The organism is Amycolatopsis sp. NPDC047767, assembly GCF_040704195.1.
In the GTDB taxonomy this organism is placed as follows: domain Bacteria; phylum Actinomycetota; class Actinomycetes; order Mycobacteriales; family Pseudonocardiaceae; genus Amycolatopsis.
Genome location: NZ_JBEYSJ010000022.1, coordinates 40,362 through 58,065, shown reverse-complemented (window position 1 = coordinate 58,065; position 17,704 = coordinate 40,362). Strand labels below are relative to the sequence as shown.

Sequence of the window (17,704 nt, the reverse complement as noted above, 5' to 3'; positions counted from 1 at the left end):
TGCCTCGTCGTGCTTTGTCGTGTCGGGTGGCGCGCGTTGCGTGCTTCGCGGCGTACGCACCACGTTGTCACGGCCCACGACCGGCCCGTTCGCTTCGCTATCGCTTGGGCCGCAGCCGTGTGCGTGGCACATCGGTTCGCCGGGGCACACCCATGGGCCGGGCGTCAGAGGGCGGCACCGGGTGGGCACCAGCCAACCAACCTGTCCATGATGTCGAGTAAATGCTCTTCAGCCGGGTCGTCTTGGTCGCCCGCGCTTTGTTGGATCTCGTCCTGGGCTGCGTAGCCGGCGTTCAGAATGTCTTCGCGGTCGGTGCCGGCCGCGAGCGCCGCCGTGACGATCTCCAGGAGCTGCGAGTCGTCGCGGCGGCGAGCCGCCGTTCGCGCACGGCTTCGCGGCGTACGCACCACGTTGTCACGGCCCACGAACGGCCCGTTCGTGCCATTTCGGCGCGAGGGGACCGTTCGCGCCATCCGACACGGGCTTTTCCGCCCGCTTCCGTGTTCACTTGAGGCCATGCCCGCTCTCCACCCGCCGCTGGATCGGCAGCAGCTCGGTCACCTCAGGCACTTCGACAACCTCTCCCGCCAGTTCCGCAACGACTGGTCCTTCATGCAGGGCAAGGGAACCGGCCAAGACGACTTCGGCGGCTACCGGTTCCAGCTCGCGTACATGGCGTACGCGCTGGCCCTGACGCACCGGCACCGGCTGCCCGCCGCGCCCGGGTTGTTCCGGCCGACGATGCGGCGGCTCGTGGAGAAGATCCTGCTGCCCGAGGTGTGGCTGTACTGGCGCGACGTGAGCCGCGGCGGGGCGGTGGTCAACGCGCACCTCGGGGATCTCAAGGAGGAGTGGGATCCCGTGGTGCGCGACAACATCATGTACAGCGCGTACGTGCAGTCGATGGCACTGCTGCACGACTACCTCTTCGCCGCCGACGAGTTCGCGGCGCCGGGATCGTTGACGTTCCAGCACTGGTCGTACTTCTGGGGCGGCGAGGAGAAGCGGTTCGCGTACGACCGAGAGTCGCTCAACGACCACATCTACTGGCAGATGGCCGAAAACGGCTACCTGGGCGTGGCGTGCGAGCCCAACTGCGTGTTCCAGATCTGCAACCAGCCGGCCATCCTCGGCTTCCGCCTCCACGACCTGATCACCGGCGGCAGCCGCGCCGAGGAGGTCGTGGCCGGCTACGAACGCGCGTGGGCCGACTTCGGCCGGCTCGACGAATCGGGCCACTACAACATGATGATCACCGCCGACTCGAAGCGCGTGCGGCCGAACGAAGCGCCGTCGCCGTGGGTGGACGCGTGGTGCGGCGCGCTGATGAACATGTGGAACCGCGACTTCGTCCACGACGGTTACCCGGAGCAGGTCAAGCGGTTCCTCGTCGACGGCCCGGACGGCACGCGGTCCGTCCGCTCGGCGCCGGCGCGGGAAGTGATGGGCCAGCCCGTCATCACCGACACGTGCGACTTCGGCTGGGTGGCGGCGTGGGCGTCGGAGATGGGCGACGCCGCCACGCTCGACAGCCTGCTCGCCCACGCCGACCGCTTCATGAACCCGACCTGGCGCGAAGGCGGCCTGTACTACCCGCGCAACGACACCCCGGCCGACGCCGACGGCAACCGCACCGACATCGAGCCGATGAGCGGCAACGTCCTGCTCGGCTACGCCCGCCTCAACACCCCGGACGGCCTCTGGGGCCTCTACACCAACCCGTGGCCGGCGAGCCATTTCCAGGAGCCGGCGCTGACCGTCGTCGATCGGGACGTCGAGGTCAGCCAAGCGGAGGTCGTCGACGGCATGCTGCGCGCCCGGCTGCGGCGCACGCCCGACGTGCCGGGTGAGGGCACCGTGACGATCGGCCGCATCCCCGGGGCGTGGAGGGCCCGGCTCGACGGGGTTGAACTTTCAACGCTGGACCGCACCGAAGCCGGCCTGGTCTTCCGGTGTGGTCCCGAAGCTCAGGTGCTGGAGGTGGAGCCGCTGGGCTGACGGGCCGCCCGGCCGGGTGTCACGAGCTGTCGCGGGCGTCTGTGCGGCAGTACGGTCGCAAGCATGGTGCTGCACAGCGGGGAACAGAACGGATCCAACCGTCAATCGGGCACGAACCCCATGTACGCAGGGGCGAATCCCGCCCTGGCGGCCGACTTCGTGATGCCGCACAACAAGCTTCGCGACACCTCGCTGCCGCCGGACGCCGCGTTGCAGCTCGTGCGCGACGAGCTGATGCTCGACGGCAACGCGCGGCTCAACATGGCCACGTTCGTCACCACGTGGATGGAGCCGCAGGCGCGCGACCTGATGGCCGAGTGCGTCGACAAGAACATGATCGACAAGGACGAGTACCCGCAGACGGCCGAGCTCGAGCGCCGCTGCGTGAACATCCTCGCCGACCTGTGGCACGCGCCCGACCCCGCGGACATCATGGGCTGCTCGACCACGGGCTCCTCCGAGGCGTGCATGCTCGCCGGCATGGCGCTGAAGCGGCGCTGGACGAAGCTCGGCCGCACCGGGAAGCCGAACCTGGTGATGGGCGTGAACGTGCAGGTGTGCTGGGACAAGTTCTGCGAGTACTGGGAGGTCGAGCCGCGCCTGGTGCCCATGGACGGCGACCGGTTGCACCTTTCCGCCGAGGAGGCGGTGAAGCACTGCGACGAGAACACCATCGGGGTTGTCGCGATCCTCGGGTCCACTTTCGACGGCAGCTACGAGCCCGTCGCGGAGATCGCCGCCGCGCTGGATGACCTGCAGGCCCGGACCGGCTGGGACATCCCCGTCCACGTCGACGGCGCGTCGGGCGCGATGATCGCGCCGTTCCTCGACGAGGACCTGGCGTGGGACTTCCGCCTGCCGCGTGTCGCGTCGATCAACACCTCGGGCCACAAGTACGGCCTCGTGTACCCCGGCGTCGGCTGGGTCGTCTGGCGCAACCGCGAGGCGCTGCCCTCGGAGCTGGTCTTCAACGTCAACTACCTCGGCGGCGACATGCCCACGTTCGCGCTGAACTTCTCCCGACCCGGCGCCGAAGTGGCCGCGCAGTACTACACCTTCGTCCGCCTCGGCCGCGAAGGCTTCCGCGCCGTGCAGCAAGCCTCGCGCGACGTGGCCCTCCACCTGTCCGCCGCCATCGCCGACCTGGGCCCGTTCCAGCTCCTGACCCGCGGCGACCAGCTCCCGGTCTTCGCCTTCACCACCAAGCCCGAGATCACCGCCTACGACGTCTTCGACGTCTCCCGCCGCCTCCGCGAACGCGGCTGGCTCGTCCCGGCCTACACCTTCCCGGAACACCGCACCGACCTGGCGGTGCTGCGCATCGTCGTCCGCAACGGCTTCACCCACGACCTGGCCGACCTCCTGATGGACGACCTCCGCCGCGCCCTGCCCGAGCTGGAACGCCAAACCAAGCCCCAGCACGACCCGGCGACGTCGACGGCGTTCCACCACTGACGAAAAGCGGAGGCAGGCCGAGGTACTGACGCGCCACACTTCGCGGGGTGATCACGATGCAGCCCGTTGTCGAGGTGCACGCGCGAGACGGTTTCGCGCTCTGGCCTGTCTCCGAGGCCCGAACGGACGGTTACCTCGCGCTGAGCGGCGAGCTCACGCCCCTCGAAGTCGGGACAGCGCTGATGTGCGTGGTCGGCTGCAACGACGTCGACCCCGGCGACGACGGCCGACCGCCGCGCCCCGCCAACGCGCTGGAGTCCTTCCTGCACGGCCTGCTCACGTTCGACAGCCTCTTCGCGGCGGGTGGTCTCAAGGTGACCGACGCCGCCACGGGGGTGGTGTCGTGGCCGGGCTGCTGCAGTGGTCTGGAGGAATGGCGCGACTGGAACCAGGTCTTCGCGTTCGGCGGCTCAGTCTGCCTCGGGCACGGTCCGTTGGCTGAACGCGACGGCGAGATCGTCCGGATCACCGCCGACGCGACGCCGACCGGCAGCCCGGTGATCGAGGTGCCGGCCGGCGAACTCCGGCACCTTCTGGCCGGTGTCGAGCGCGACCTCGCGGCCTTTCTCGCGCTCGCTGCCGACTGGGCCTACCGGCACCTGCCCCGTCACGCCCTCCCGGTCATCGCCGCCCTCATCCGGGTTCTCGACCTCCCGGGGCCTCGCGACATCCACGGCGGACAGCCGGCCAGGCTTCGACTCGAGCGCGGAAGCGCCTCGGCTTCGTGAGGTAGCGCCCAACGTCAGCGCCGCGGCTTCGCCCGCAAATACTGATCCGCCCACCGCACCTCGGCGCCCAGTGCGTGCGCCGCGCGTTGTGGCCAGTGCGGGTCGCGCAGGAGGGCGCGGGCGAGGAACACCGCGTCGGCCGAGCCGGTGGCGACGATTTGTTCCGCTTGTTCCGGTTCGGTGATCATGCCGACGGCGCCCGTGGGCACGGCGGTCTCGCGGCGGATGCGTTCGGCGAACGGCACCTGGTAGCCCGGGCCGATGGGGATGCGAGGGTGGGGCACGTTGCCGCCGGAGGAGACGTCGACGAGGTCGGTGCCGCGGTCGGCGAGCAGCTTCACGAGGTGCACGGAGTCGTCGGGCGACCAGCCGCCGTCGGCCCAGTCGCTGGCGGAGATGCGGGTGAGCAGGGGGACGTCGGGGCCGATCTCCGCACGCACGGCTTCGGTGAGCTCCAGCGCGAGCCGGGTGCGGCCCTCGAAGTCGCCTCCGTAGCGGTCGGTGCGGGAGTTGGACAGCGGCGACAGGAACTGGTGGCCGAGGTAGCCGTGCGCGAGGTGCAGCTCCACCAGGTCGAACCCGGCCTCGAGCGCGCGGCGGGCGCCGGCGGCGAAGTCGGCCGGGAGGTGGGCGACCTCGTCGGTGGTCAGCGGACGGGCGGGGGCGTAGTCGCCGAAGGGCTGGTCGTCCGCGCCGACGCTCTGCCAGCCGCCCTCGGACGCGGGCACGGTGCCGGTGCCCTCCCACGGCCGGCGCGTGGACGCCTTGCGCCCCGCGTGCGCGACCTGCATGCCGATCACCGCGCCCTGCGCGTGCACGAAGTCGGTGACACGGCGCCAGGCGGCGACCTGCTCGTCGTTCCAGATGCCGGTGTCCTGCGGGCTGATCCGGCCTTCCGGGGTGACGGCGCTGGCTTCGGTCAGGACGAGCCCGGCACCGCCGACGGCGAACTGGCCCAGGTGGACGAGGTGCCAGTCGTTGGGCACGCCGTCGGTGGCGGAGTACTGGCACATGGGCGAGACCCACGCTCGGTTCGGCAGCGTCAGGCCTCGCAGGGAGAGGGGTTCGAAGAGTCGGCTCACGATTCGATGAAACACCCAGTGGTGGTCGTCTCGTCCCGGCGCGGGGGTGTACTCGCGAGTAATGTCGTTGACATGGGTCTTGCCGCAGACGAACGCCAGGCGTTGAGCACTCTCTTCGACGAGGTCGGCCCCGACGCCCCGACCTTGTGCGAAGGCTGGGCGACGCGCGATCTCGCGGCCCACCTCATCGTGCGCGAACACCGCCTCGACGCGTCGCCGGGCATCATGGTGCCCGCGCTCGCCGGCTACACGAAGCGCGTGCAGGACGGCTACGCCGCCAAGCCGTGGCCCGCGCTCGTCGACCAGGTCCGCCGCGGCCCGGCGTGGTACTGGCCCATGGCCATCGGCCCCCTCAACGAGCTCACCAACGGCGCCGAGTTCCTCGTCCACCACGAAGACGTCCGCCGCGCTCAGCCCGGCTGGGAACCCCGCCCCGCCGACCCGTCTCGCGACGAAGCCGCGTGGCGCCTCGCCCGCCAGTCCGCGAAACTCAACCTGCGCAAGGCCCCCGTCGGCGTCGTCCTGCGCCACACCGACGGCCGCTCCGCCCAGGTCAAATCCGGCACCCCCGTCGTGACCGTCACGGGCGACCCCGTGGACCTCCTCCTCTTCGTCTTCGGCCGCGACGCCGTCCACGTCACTTTCGACGGCGACCCCACGGCAGTCGACCGCTTGCAGGCGCTGAGCCGCGGCATGTGAGCCGGGTTCGGCCGCTCATCCGTCGAGATGGCGGGTATCGCCGAGGCTGACGAGCTGGTGGTTGCGGAAGTAGTCGTCTTCCCGCAACGTGGTGATGCTTCCGGAGGGCGCCCGGAAGATCACGCGACCCAGCGACTCGACCGGCATCCCGATCCACCACGCGACGACGAACGTCAGCGTCCCGCCGTGCGTCACAATGACCTGGTGCTCACACCGGCTTAACAGGATCTCCTCCATGGCCGCATAAACGCGCCGCGCGAACGTCCTCGTGGTCTCGGCACCCCGCACACCCACGTCGTGCCCCATCCGGTCCCCACTCGCCGGCGGCGGGACGAACCGCCGGTCCAGCCACTCCTGCGGCCGTCCCTCCGCCTCGCCGTACGACCTCTCCCGCAACCGGCGCTCCTCGATGGGCTTCACACCGAACGCCCCCGCCACCTCGTCGGCCGTACGGCGCGCGCGCCGCAGATCCGACGAAACCACCTCGACTTCGGCTTCGTCCGGGACCCGCGCTCGCAACGCCGCCGCGATCGAAACCGCCGCTCGAACGCCGGCCGGTGTCAGCTGCGAGTCGTACCACCCACCCACCACTCTCTCGACGTGATGCGTGGCCTCCGGATGGGTGACGACGTAGATGCTCCGCACCGGCGAGCGCCCTTTCGTTGTTCGAACCTTTGTGCCCCAGCGCCTTTCCACTCCTGGCGCCGTCGCCCCGGTGCCTTACCCCCCGGTGCCTTGCCCCCGGCGCCTTACGGCCCCCAGCGCTTTACACCCCCCAGCGCCTTTCCGCCCCGGCGCCGCCCGGCCCCGTCCCGCCCCGCCCCGCCCCGCGAAGAGCCTTACCGCCCCAGCGTCGTTCCCCAAAGCGCTGTATCGCCCCCAGCGGCTTTCCGCCTCCCAGCGCCTTTGCGCCCCAGCGTCTTGCCCCCAGCGCCTTTGCGTCCGCAGCGTCTTGCTGCCTCCAGTGCCGTTTCGCCCCACAGCAGCCCGATTTCAGCCCCACCGCGCCTTTTCAGGCCACCGCGCCTTTTCATCCCCACGGTGGCTTGACGCCGTGCCCCACCCGCGCAACGGCCGTAAACCCACCCTCCCGGGGGCCGCCCATGATCCATTCTACCGGGGCACCCCGACAAAACCCGCTGCTCAGGCAGGTTGTCCACAGGCCGCCACAGTTGTGGACAACTGGCGCAACCATGCATGCGGAACGCGAGAACCGAACGCGCGCGACACCTCGCCCCGACGTCCATCCGCCCGGCTCAGCGGAGTTCTCCAACCGCCGACCGCAAAGCCGGCCGGCCGAGTCAACCCCCAACACCTACCCAGCCCGAAGCCGCGACGGCCACGCAAACTCCAACGGCTCCGCCTGCCGACTCCACACCTCAACCAGCCCCGCCAGTAACTCCACCGCCCCACGGATATCGGCGTCACCAAAGGGATACGGCTCCGCCCGGATCACGCCCCAGGCCTCCCGCGCGGCGGCAAACGGCGGGCGCCGGCGATGTTCCACCGCGCGATGCAGCACGCCAACCAGACTTTCCGCCACGGCGATGGACCCCGAAGCCGCCTTCAGCACCCGGCGGCTGCGGTCCCGGGCGTCGTGGCGGGGTTTCCCGTGCAGCACAGTCATGTTGTCGAACACTCCGCCCGCCGCGATGCTGCCGAAGATGCCGCCGGACAGGCCCAGCGAGCGTTCCACCGCGGCGTGCGCGAGGTCGTGCGGGACGCGGAACTTGCGCGAGTACGAAGGCAACCCGAGTACCACCCCGTCGCCACGGGTGATGCGCGTGAAGGTCTCGCCGCGGGGGTCGTGCTCGAACACCAGGTCCACAACACGAAGCATCGACCTCGGAAAGCCAGAAACCCAAGCGAATTTCCCCGGCCGGGACCCAAAAGGGACCCCGGCCAGGGAGAAATCACTGCAAAGCGCGCAAAGCGAAGTCCACCTCGATCGACGTCTGCTGGATCGTCTCGGCGATCACCAGGGAGCCGTGGCCGGCGTCGTAGCGGTAGAACTCGTGGGGCGCGTCGCGGGCGCCCAGGCGGTCGAGGTAGTTCTCGATCTGCCGGATGGGGCAGCGCGGGTCGTTGTCGCCCGCCAGGATGAGCACGGGCGCGGCGACGGCGTCCACGTAGGTAATCGGCGAACATTCCTTGTACACCGCGGGCACATCCGAGGGTGCGCCGCCGAACAAAGCGCGGTCGAAAGAGCGCAGCTGCTCCATCTCGTCCTCGTACGCGGCGACGTAGTCGGCCACCGGCACGCCCGCGACGCCCGCCGCCCAGCGCGTGGGCTGGGTGCCGAGCGCGAGCAGCGACAGGTAGCCGCCCCAGGAGGCGCCGTTGACGACGCACTTGTCCTTGTCGGACAGTCCACTTTCGACAGCCCAGTCGTGCACCGCCGCGACGTCTTCGAGTTCTGTCAGGCCCGGCCGGCCCTCGATGGCGTCGCGCCACGCGGAGCCGTAGCCCGTGGAGCCGCGGTAGTTGACCTCGACCACGGCGAAGCCGGCGTCGAGCCACGTGGCGCGGTAGGCGGAGAAGCGGTCCTCGTCGGCGGCGTGCGGGCCGCCGTGCAGGGAGAACACCGTGGGCAACGGGCCGTCGGGCGCATCTGCCGGACGCGATACCAGCGCGTGGATCTGCCCGCCGACGCCCTCCACGAACGCGTCGGTGACCGGCGACGAACCCGGCGCCTGTTCACCCGGCGGCGCCAGCAGCACGGCGTCGGTGCCGTCGGCCGCGCGGCGGCGCACCGCCGTCGGCTCCGCAGCGCTGGACCACGAGTACTCGATGCTGCCGTCCGGACGGACTCCCGCGCCGCCGATCCTGCCGGCCGGGGTGTCCACAGAGGACAGCGACTTGTCGTCGAGGTCGAACCGGTACAGCGAGCTGCGGCCCTGGTGGAAGTGCACCACCAGCAGCGCGCGGGCGTCGGGGTACCAGCCGGCCACGACCTCGCCGGGCAGGTCGATCTCGAGCTCCGTCTCGGTGTCCGCGCGGACGTCCCAGATCAGCAGCTCCTCCCGGCCGCGCCGCTCGTGCAGCACGAGCAGCCGCTGGTCGCCGGGCAGCGGCGAGAACTCCAGCGCCGAAAGGCCCTTGCCCTCGCCGTCGTACTTCTCCGCGACGGTCGTGAAGCCGTCGGTCGCCAGCACGCGCAGCGCGGGATGGCGTGAGTCGCCGTGTTCGGAATGTGAGATAACCACCAAACTCTCGTCACGCGAGAGCGACGAGATGCCGGCGTCGTCCGGGTGGCTGTAGAAGCGCTCGGTCTTGCCGCCGATCTTCGCGAACAGCTCGCTGCCGTCGTCGGTCGAAACGCCGACGGCGATCACCCGCGAGCCGAGCTCGAGGCCGGCCGGGTAGCCGTCGTGGACCTCGGGCAGCGGTTTGGTGGCGGCCGAGCTGTCACCGTCGAACGGCTGGCTCACCCAAGAGCCGAACTCGTCGCCGTCGGTGTCGTCGAACCACCAGACGGCCGAGCCGTCGGGGGCGGGGGTGGCGTGCAGGGTGCCATTGGGCCGGTCGGTGACGCGGCGGTGACTGTCGGTGGCGCGATCCCAGGTGTAGACCTCCCAGACGCCGCTGGCGTTGGAGACGTACACGTTGGCGTCGGGGGCGTCGCGGGCCCATTCGGGCACGGAGATGCGGGCCGCGTGGAAGCGGGCTCGCCAGCGGGACTCGGCGTCGGCGTCGGCGAACAGGCGGTCGGGGACCACCGCGGGCGGATATTTGTTGCCTGACTGCGTGCTCACCCCTCGATCCTGCCACCCTGGTGGCCGTACTGTGTGCCGGGTGCTGGAGGGATACACGCGGGACGCGGCGTCGAGGCGAGCGGCGCGCACGGCGGTGGAGCGGGCGGCCTTCGCCCAGACGCTCTTCACGCCGGGCATGCGGGTGGTCGACCTGGGCTGCGGGCGCGGCACGATCACGCTGGGTTTCGGCAGTGGCCAGTCCACAGTGGACTACATCGTGACCGACCCGCTCGACCTGCCGTTCCCCACGTCGTCGGCCGACGTCGCCTTCTCCCACGCCCTGCTGGAACGCCTGCCTGACCCCGCGGGCGTGCTCGCCGAGCTGCACCGCGTGCTCCGGCCGGGTGGCCGGCTGGCGCTGTCCACTTCGGACTGGGGCCGCGCGCGGCTGCGTCCGAAATCGGCCAACGTCGACGCGGCCCTGCGCGGCTACTACCTGCTGCTGCGGCGTTCCGGCGCCAACCCGTTCGCGGGCCGGACCATTGCCGACCAAGTGTCCGACAGTGGTTTCACCGAGGTCGTCGCGCGGACCCGGCACCGCTCCGACCTGGCCTACCGGGATCTGGCGACGTTCGTCGAGCAGGCACTGGCCACGGCGCTCGCGGATCTGGACCACCCGGACCGCGACCAGCTGACGTCGGCCGCGCGCTCGGCCTACTCCTGGACGCGCACCGCCGGCCCCGGCGACTTCCTCCAGTGCTGGACGGAACTCACCGCCACCCGGTGACCCACCGCCTTCGGGGGTCCAGGGGGCGAAGCCGCCCTGGCGGGGGTCTGGGGGTTCGACCCCCAGAGGACACACAAGAGAGGCCCTATGTCCGCGATTTCTGCGGACATAGGGCCTCCGGACTATCTTGTCGGGGTGGCGGGATTCGAACCCACGACCTCCTCGACCCGAACGAGGCACGCTACCAAGCTGCGCCACACCCCGAGGTACTGCTTAACGGGTCGTGGAGAAGTTTAGCCGACGGTCTTGGCGGGTTTCCTCGGGGTTGCCTTACGGCTTTCGGCGGCCCCAGATCCGCGCGGAACCAGCGTCAACAGGCTGGCCTCCGGCGGGCAGGCGAAGCGCGCGGGCGCGTACGGCGACGTGCCCAAGCCGGCCGAGACGTGCAGCCACATGTGGGCGCCCCAGCGGGAGGCGCCGCGGGCGCGGGTGCGGTCGAGCTCGCAGTTGGTCACGAGGGCGCCGTAGCCGGGCACGCGGAGCTGGCCGCCGTGAGTGTGGCCGGCGAGGACGAGGTCGTAACCGTCCGTGGCGAACGGGTCGAGCACGCGCGGCTCGGGCGAGTGCGTGACGCCGAGGCGCACGACGGCGCCCGCGTCGGCCGGCCCGGCGATCTCGCGGTAACGGTCGCGGTGCAGGTGCGGGTCGTCGAGGCCGGCGGCGAACACGGCCTGGCCCGCGACGTCGAGCGTGTGGCGCGAGTGGGTGAGGTCGGTCCAGCCGTGCTCGAGGAAGGCCGCGCGCAGGTCGCGCCACGGGAGCTTCGTGCCGTGGATGCGCTTCTTCTTGCCCTTCGGCATGAGGTAGCGGGCGGGGTTCTTCGGCTTGGGCGCGTAGTAGTCGTTGCTGCCGAAGACGAACACGCCCGGCCGGTCGAGCAGCGGGCCGAGCGCGCGCAGCACCGACGGCACGGCCGTGCGATGCGAGAGGTTGTCGCCGGTGTTCACGACGAGGTCGGGTTCGAGCCGGTCGAGCGCGGCCACCCACCGTTGCTTCGCGCGGTGCCCGGGAAGCATGTGCAGGTCGGAGACGTGCAGGATCGTGAACGGCTTCGAGCCGGGGGCCAGCACGGGCAGCTCGGCCGTGCGGAGGGTGAACCGCCGCCGTTCGACGCCCACGGCGTAACCGAGTGTCGCGGTCCCGAGCGCGAGGGTCCCCATGGCGAGCTTCTTGGCGGTGCTGGTGTTACTGAGCGTGCTCACAAGGCGAGGATACGTGGTCGGCGTGTTCCTGGGCTTGCGGGCAGCGTGAGGCTCCCGGACGCGGCTAGGTTGAGTCCGATGTCGACCGAAGCGGAGTTGCGCGTGGGCCTGGCGCGGCTCGTCGGGGCCCGCGTCACGGACGTCGGGCGCACCGTGACCATGATCGAGGTCGGGTTCGCGCTCGGAGAAGTCGAGACACGGCTGCACGCGCAGTGCCCGTTCCGTTTCATCGGCGGGGACAACGTGGTGATCGGCAGCGAAGACCTGGCGTACCCGGCCGCGCGCGCCGACGAGGCCGCGTACGCCGAGCGCCGCACGATGTATGACCGCAAGGCACGGTGGCTGACCGCGCGCCTCGCGGCCGGCGAGTATCGGGTGGAGTCGGCCGAGCTCGGCCGTGCGGGTGCTGTGACGCTGGTGGTCACCGGGTCCGCGGTGCTGGAGGTGTTCCCGGCGTGCTCGGGGCCGGTTGAGCAGTGGCGGCTGTTCGAGCGCGGGTCCGATGTGCACCACGTCTTTCCGGACAGCGCTGATCACTGAGCGTGCGTTTGGTATCCGATTGTGTGCTCAACAGTTGGGTGACGTCGGCCGGTTCGGGGGAACGGGCTGGTTAGCATCTGCGTCGGCCCGAGTACGGGTGACAAGCCGGGGGGCTTGGGGAGAACGATGGAACAGTTCGGGCCGTACCGGATCGAGGCGTTGCTGGGCCGCGGCGGGATGGGCGAGGTGCACCGCGCCTACGACACCGCGCACGACCGCGTTGTCGCGCTGAAGCGGCTTTCCGAGGCGTACGTGGCCGACGAGGCGTTCCGCGCGCGCTTCCGCCGCGAGTCGCAGGTGGTGGCGCGGCTGCGCGAGCCGCACGTCATCCCGATCCACGCGTACGGCGAGGTCGACGGCCGGCTCTACCTCGACATGCGCCTGGTCGAGGGGCAGGACCTCAAGGACCTGATCGCCGTGGGACCGTTGACCGCCACCCGCGCGGCCGGCCTGATCACGCAGGTCGCCAGCGCGCTCGACGCCGCCCACGCCGACGGCCTCGTCCACCGCGACGTGAAGCCCTCGAACATCCTCGTCACCGACGGTGATTTCGTGTACTTGGTCGACTTCGGCATCGCGCGCTCGATGTCGGGCGCCGTGACGTCGATCACGGGCACGGGCAACGTGATCGGCACCCTGGACTACATGGCGCCGGAGCGATTCGGCGACAAGCCGCTTGACGGATCTGTCGACGTGTACGCGCTGGCTTGCGTGTTCTACGAGTGCCTGACGGGGCATCGGCCGTTTCCCGTGGACGGTGCCGTGGCCCAGATGGGCGCTCACCTGACCGCTCCGCCGCCGGCTTTGTCCGCCGCGCGACGGGACCTGCCGCGCACCCTCGACGACGTGGTGTCCCGGGGCATGGCCAAGGACCCGGCCGCCCGCTACCCGACGGCGGGCGCCTTCGCGGCGGCGGTGAACGCGGCCCTGGCCGGCACGCCGGGTCCCACGGCGACGAGTGCCGAGACGAGTGCACCGGTGTGGCAGCGGGGGGAGCTCGGCGGGGCGGGGCATGGGTCCGCTGGGGTGCCCGGCTCAGGACCGGACGGCGCGGAATCGGGTCCTGGCTTCGCCGCAGGCCCGGCCGAGCCGGGCTTTGGCGTGGCTGCCGCGGATGGGATGCCCTGGGCGGGTGTTGGGTCAGGCTCGGCGGCGGGGTCCGAATCAGCTGGCGGTCCAGGCGGGCCTGGATCGGGTTCCGGCTCGGCCTCTGGGCAGGATTCAGGGTCGGCGGCTGGATTGGCTGGCGTGGCGCCCAACACGCCGCCGCCGGGTGTGGTCCTGCCGGGCACACTGGCCGGGCCGCCGAGCACTCCGCCGCCCGGGTTTCCGGCCGGGCCGGGCACGTGGGCCGGACCACCATCGGGGGTGTTCACCGGTGGGCACGTCTACCCGAACGGTCCCGCGACGTCCGGCGGCGGCCCGGCGACGTCGTTGAACACGCCGATCCCGCTGGCTTCCGGGGCGCCGTCGTGGCAGGGCACTCCGCCGCCGCAGACGCGGCCGGCTCCGGTGCCGCCGGGTAAGTCGCGCAAAGGGGCGGTGATCACGGCGGTGGTGGCGGTCGTCGTGGTGATCGCGGTCGTCGCGACGGTGCTGATCATCCGCGCCCAGGGCCAAGCCGAGGCAGGCGGCGGCACGTCGACCCCGCCGTCGACGCCGAGCGCTTCGAGCCCGTCCAGCACGGACAACGAGACCACCACCCCGAATAGCCCATCCAGTCCTCCGCCGTCGTCGAGTGGCGCGCCGAAGTCCGCGAGCGCCCCCAGCGGGAATGTGCCGGTGCCGGCCACCTACCAGGGCAGCGGTTGCACGTCGGCTCAGCCGGTGCAGGGCGCCACCGGCGCGGCGTACTGCACGAAGTCGCTCGCCGGCGATTTCCGGTCCGGAAACGTCACGCTCCACCAGCCGACTCAGGCGCACTTCAACCAGTTCCCCGACGAAGCCACGATGGCGGCCTTCTTCGAAGGCATGGTCCAAGCCCGCGACCTCATCCGCGACGACGACCACGGCGGCTGCGACCCCGTGAAACATCCCGGAATCTGGGGCTCCTACAACCGGTCCGGCGCTGGCGTCCCCCACGCCGGCGATTTCATCACCTGCTACGACGACACGTTCGTCTACACGGACGCTCGCACCCACACCCTCGGCGTCCTCGTTTTCGACGGCGTGTCGACGCCCCAGGAGCGCGACCAGATGTACCTCTGGTGGAACGAGGTCATCCTGCAAGACCTGCCGAAGTTCTGACGCCGCGTCAGCCGTTGAGCACGGACTTCATTTCGGCCGCACATTCCCGGGAGAACGCCCGAGCGCGATCAGGAAAAGGCGCACGACGGCGATCAGCGAGCCCGGCCCGAACGTGACGAGCCAGAGCAGCGGCGGCCAGTCGCGGGTCGCCCAGTCGGACAGGAGGAAAAAAGCCACCAGGCCGGCCGAACCGAGTGGGATCGCGATCAGCACCCAGACGTCGACGGGCCGGCAACAAGGAAGCACCGAAAGGAACAACGTCGTGCCGAACAAGAGGAGCAGAAAAGCGAACACGATAGGCATTTCACTCTCCGATCAGCCGCTCCGAGTTGCGAGCGACGGAGGGACCCGCCACCGCGCCGCGTGAAACCGCCGGCCTGCGACGACCATCGACGGCGCGACCAAGAACACGACCAGCCCCAGAACCAACTCCACGGCGGCCCCTTCCCCCGGAGACCTTCATTCTCCGGGGGAAGCGGACGATTCGTCTACGTGATGACGCGGACACCACCTCAGCCGTCGAGCGTGACGACTTCCGCGCACACGGCCCCCACCGGCCTCCGGCGGGCCGGCGCGCCCCTCGAGCCGAAGCGGCGCCACGCGCACGCCATCACTTGCAGCGACGCGGACAAGATGACCGTGCAGGCGAGAATCACCGCCACAACGGCCAGGATGATCGCTGATTTCATTTCGCCTCAGGCGTGATTTGTCTTGGCGTTCCGGCCGAGGCGAAGGTTCTTGGCCCAGCGAACGATGTCGACGATCAGGCGGCTCAGCGCGATGAGCATGCCCCACATCAGGAGCACGAACCACATTTGCCAGGGGCTTTCGAGTGTGGTGATCAGTACCCACGACGCGGCGACGTGGGCGGCCATGCCGGCCGCGCGCAGGAGAGGAGGCCGCAGAGGCAGGCATGCTGTGCCGATGGACACGACGAGTATTCCCAGCAATAGAGGCCAAACTGCTGCCGCTCCACCCACGTGACGATCTTAGTGCCGGAATTGCCGGGCGGGGCAGCGGCCATTCGGGGCAAGAACTGCGTCAGCGCGCGCACAAAAAAGCGTCGGCCGGGAGACCAAAGCTCCCGGCCGACGTCAACGCTCAGCGACCTGTGTACTTCGGATCCTCTGGTGGCAGCTGCGCGATCGGCTGGTCGGCCATGATGTTCTTCATCGCGCCGAACCAGGTCTGGGCGGGGGTCTTGCCGCCGAACATGTTGCCGGTGCCGCAGGTGGTGACGGTGCCGACGGAGCGGAAGCACAGGCCTCCGGTGCCGCCTTCGGGGCGGAAGACCATGGCGGCGCCGGCCATTTGCGGGGTGCCGGCGACGAAGGTCGCGGAGCCGTTGTTCTGGGTGGTGCCCGTCTTGCCGAGGATGGGGCGGTTCCAGCCCACGGCCGCGGCCGCCGCGGCCGAGGTGCCGCCCGGCTGGTCGTCCTTGCTCATGCCGACGACCATGGTGTTCGCGAGGCCCTCGGGGACGGCCTGCGCACAAGCCTCTTCCTTGTAAGGCACCGTTTTCCCGTTGCGGTCGGTGATGCCGGACAGCGGGGTGGGCGGGCACCAGACGCCGCCGCTCAGCAGCGTGGCTGCGACGTTCGCCATTTCGAGGCCGCTGGTCGGGCTGAAGCCCAGGGTGAACGCGCCGACGCCGGGGTAGTTGCCCTTGGGGCCGTAGGCCTTCGCCTGGGATTCGGCCTTGCTGGGGTCGTTCGGATCGACGGTACCGCCGCCGGTGTTGCTCGCCATGGTGTTCTTCATGCCGAGGCGGACCGCCATGTCGATGCCCGGCGCGGTGCTGCCGAGTTTGTCCTCGAGGGCCACGAAGGCGGTGTTCGGCGAGGTCGCCAACGCGCCCTGCAGGGTGTTCGAAGCGCCGTAGTGGCCGGCGTTACCGACGCAATACCAGTGCGTGTTCGGTGCGCCCGTGGGCGCGCACTGCGGCTGGCTGCCGGTGAAGACGTGCGACGTATAGCCGTCACCCACCGGGATATTGCTGTAGATCCCCGCAATCCCGCGGTCCAGCACAGCCGCTGTCGTGAAGATCTTGTAGCTCGACCCCGCCCCGCCCGTGTTGTACACACCGGACGGCAGCGCGAAAGTGGTCTGGCCCTGATCCGCGTCGATGCCGTAATCACGGTTCGCCGCCAGTGCCACCACTTCGTGGCGTGTCTTTCCCGGACGCACCAACGAAAGCGTGTTCGCCACGTTCTTCTGCGTCTTCTTGACCTGTGTCTCCGCCGAGACCTTCGCCTCGTGGTTGGCCTTTTCGTCCAGGGTGGTCTTGATCGTGTAGCCGCCCGTGTACAGGTCGTCCTTCGAGAAGCCGGCCTTCAGCAGGTAGTCCTCGACGTACTGGCAGAAGAAGCCGTTCTCCGGGCCGGCGCCGGTGCAGTTGGAGGCGGGCTTGGCGGGGGCGTCGGGGACCACGCCGAGCGGCGAGGCCTTGAAGCGTTCGGCGTCGGCCTTCGCCAGCTTTCGGTTGTCCACCATGCGGTCGAGCACGAGGTTGCGGCGCGTGGTGGCCTTGTCCGGGTGCTTCCACGGGTCGTTGTTGATCGGGTTGTTCACCAGGCCCGCGAGCAGCGCCGCCTGGGGCACCGTCAGGTTCTCGGGCGTGGTGTTGAAGTACGCGTGCGCGGCGGCGCCGATGCCGAAGATCTGGCGGGAGAACTCGACGATGTTGAGGTACCCGGCCAGGATCTGCTGCTTCGACAGCTTCGTCTCGAGCTGGATGGCAATGCGCGCTTCCTTGAGCTTGCGCGCGAGAGTCTGCTCCTGCGCCTTCTCCTGGCCGACCTTGTCGCCCCGATAGACGACGTTGATCAAGTAGTTCTTCACGTACTGCTGCGTGAGCGTCGAAGCACCCTGCGTGTCACCGCCGGTGCTGTTGGACACGGCCGCGCGCAGCGTGCCCTGCCAGTCGACGCCGTGGTGCTCGTAGAAGCGCTTGTCCTCCACCGACACCAGTGCCCACTGCATGGCCTCGTTGATCTGGTCGGCCGCCACCGGGATGCGGTACTGGTCGTACAGCGTCGCGATGGGCTTGCCGCCCGAGTCGGTGATCGTCGTCACCAGGGGCGGCGGGATGTCGGCGAGATCGGACGAGGTCTTCTCCACCGTCTCGCTCGCCTGGTTGGACGCCACGCCGGCGGCCCCCACCACGGGGAACAGGATTCCGGCGACGAGCACCCCCGCGAGCAGACAGAGGCCGATGAGCTTGAAGAGACCGTCCGTTTTGCGCACGAAGGCCAGGGTACTGAAGGCCTGT

17 protein-coding genes and 1 tRNA gene are annotated in these 17,704 nt (G+C 70.1%); 7 read left to right on the top strand and 11 right to left on the bottom strand.

From position 1 onward, the window contains the following. Nucleotides 1-164: 164 nt before the first annotated feature. Nucleotides 165-425 carry a hypothetical protein gene (locus tag AB0878_RS32425; RefSeq protein ID WP_366584011.1) on the bottom strand — a complete coding sequence of 87 codons (261 nt, stop codon included), beginning with the start codon at nt 423-425 and terminating at the stop codon, nt 165-167. A 91-nt stretch (nt 426-516) separates the two neighbouring features. Between AB0878_RS32425 and AB0878_RS32420 the strand changes: the two genes are divergently transcribed. The 3 genes from AB0878_RS32420 to AB0878_RS32410 all read left to right on the top strand — a co-directional run bounded on the left by AB0878_RS32420 (nt 517) and on the right by AB0878_RS32410 (nt 4,181). Beyond that, nucleotides 517-1,998 carry a hypothetical protein gene (locus AB0878_RS32420; protein WP_366584010.1) on the top strand — a complete coding sequence of 494 codons (1,482 nt, stop codon included), beginning with the start codon at nt 517-519 and terminating at the stop codon, nt 1,996-1,998. A 63-nt stretch (nt 1,999-2,061) separates the two neighbouring features. Next, on the top strand, nt 2,062-3,453 hold the full coding sequence (locus AB0878_RS32415; protein WP_366584009.1) for a glutamate decarboxylase: 1,392 nt from the start codon (nt 2,062-2,064) through the stop codon (nt 3,451-3,453). A 56-nt stretch (nt 3,454-3,509) separates the two neighbouring features. Next, on the top strand, nt 3,510-4,181 hold the full coding sequence (locus AB0878_RS32410) for a hypothetical protein (RefSeq protein ID WP_366584094.1): 672 nt from the start codon (nt 3,510-3,512) through the stop codon (nt 4,179-4,181). A 14-nt stretch (nt 4,182-4,195) separates the two neighbouring features. Here the strand turns inward: AB0878_RS32410 and AB0878_RS32405 are convergent, their stop codons facing one another. Then, nucleotides 4,196-5,263, bottom strand: a complete 1,068-nt coding sequence (locus AB0878_RS32405) for an NADH:flavin oxidoreductase/NADH oxidase (RefSeq protein WP_366584008.1) — start codon at nt 5,261-5,263, stop codon at nt 4,196-4,198. 72 nt (nt 5,264-5,335) lie between these two features. On the opposite strand from AB0878_RS32405, the gene AB0878_RS32400 reads away from it, so the two are divergent. Then, nucleotides 5,336-5,962, top strand: a complete 627-nt coding sequence (locus AB0878_RS32400; protein ID WP_366584007.1) for a TIGR03085 family metal-binding protein — start codon at nt 5,336-5,338, stop codon at nt 5,960-5,962. A 15-nt stretch (nt 5,963-5,977) separates the two neighbouring features. On the opposite strand, the gene AB0878_RS32395 is transcribed toward AB0878_RS32400, so the two are convergent. From AB0878_RS32395 to AB0878_RS32385, 3 genes are all read right to left on the bottom strand, one after another. Further along, on the bottom strand, nt 5,978-6,607 hold the full coding sequence (locus tag AB0878_RS32395) for a histidine phosphatase family protein (protein ID WP_366584006.1): 630 nt from the start codon (nt 6,605-6,607) through the stop codon (nt 5,978-5,980). Nucleotides 6,608-7,277: 670 nt separating this feature from the next. Continuing rightward, the gene (locus AB0878_RS32390; RefSeq protein ID WP_366584005.1) at nt 7,278-7,790 is read right to left on the bottom strand and encodes a hypothetical protein; all 513 of its coding nucleotides are present in this window, start codon (nt 7,788-7,790) and stop codon (nt 7,278-7,280) included. Nucleotides 7,791-7,875: 85 nt separating this feature from the next. Further along, a complete protein-coding gene (locus tag AB0878_RS32385) occupies nt 7,876-9,717 on the bottom strand; it encodes a prolyl oligopeptidase family serine peptidase (protein WP_366584004.1) in 1,842 nt (613 codons plus the stop codon). Between the two features lie 40 nt (nt 9,718-9,757). Between AB0878_RS32385 and AB0878_RS32380 the strand changes: the two genes are divergently transcribed. Then, nucleotides 9,758-10,444, top strand: a complete 687-nt coding sequence (locus AB0878_RS32380; protein ID WP_366584003.1) for a methyltransferase domain-containing protein — start codon at nt 9,758-9,760, stop codon at nt 10,442-10,444. Between the two features lie 130 nt (nt 10,445-10,574). Here the strand turns inward: AB0878_RS32380 and AB0878_RS32375 are convergent. Beyond that, nucleotides 10,575-10,648 (bottom strand) — tRNA-Pro (locus tag AB0878_RS32375). A 29-nt stretch (nt 10,649-10,677) separates the two neighbouring features. Further along, nucleotides 10,678-11,604 carry a metallophosphoesterase gene (locus AB0878_RS32370; RefSeq protein ID WP_366584093.1) on the bottom strand — a complete coding sequence of 309 codons (927 nt, stop codon included), beginning with the start codon at nt 11,602-11,604 and terminating at the stop codon, nt 10,678-10,680. A gap of 120 nt (nt 11,605-11,724) precedes the next feature. On the opposite strand from AB0878_RS32370, the gene AB0878_RS32365 reads away from it, so the two are divergent. Beyond that, a complete protein-coding gene (locus tag AB0878_RS32365) occupies nt 11,725-12,186 on the top strand; it encodes a hypothetical protein (protein WP_366584002.1) in 462 nt (153 codons plus the stop codon). A 126-nt stretch (nt 12,187-12,312) separates the two neighbouring features. Continuing rightward, nucleotides 12,313-14,433, top strand: a complete 2,121-nt coding sequence (locus AB0878_RS32360) for a protein kinase (protein WP_366584001.1) — start codon at nt 12,313-12,315, stop codon at nt 14,431-14,433. A 27-nt stretch (nt 14,434-14,460) separates the two neighbouring features. Here AB0878_RS32360 and AB0878_RS32355 read toward each other — a convergent pair whose 3' ends face one another. From AB0878_RS32355 to AB0878_RS32340, 4 genes are all read right to left on the bottom strand, one after another. Continuing rightward, nucleotides 14,461-14,736 (bottom strand): hypothetical protein, encoded by a 276-nt coding sequence (locus AB0878_RS32355; protein WP_366584000.1) that lies wholly within the window; start codon nt 14,734-14,736, stop codon nt 14,461-14,463. A 209-nt stretch (nt 14,737-14,945) separates the two neighbouring features. Further along, nucleotides 14,946-15,122: a hypothetical protein gene (locus AB0878_RS32350; protein WP_366583999.1), complete on the bottom strand. Its 177-nt coding sequence runs from the start codon at nt 15,120-15,122 to the stop codon at nt 14,946-14,948. Nucleotides 15,123-15,128: 6 nt separating this feature from the next. Further along, nucleotides 15,129-15,365: a hypothetical protein gene (locus tag AB0878_RS32345; protein ID WP_366583998.1), complete on the bottom strand. Its 237-nt coding sequence runs from the start codon at nt 15,363-15,365 to the stop codon at nt 15,129-15,131. 169 nt (nt 15,366-15,534) lie between these two features. Further along, a complete protein-coding gene (locus AB0878_RS32340; protein WP_366583997.1) occupies nt 15,535-17,679 on the bottom strand; it encodes a transglycosylase domain-containing protein in 2,145 nt (714 codons plus the stop codon). Between the last annotated feature and the right edge of the window lie 25 nt (nt 17,680-17,704).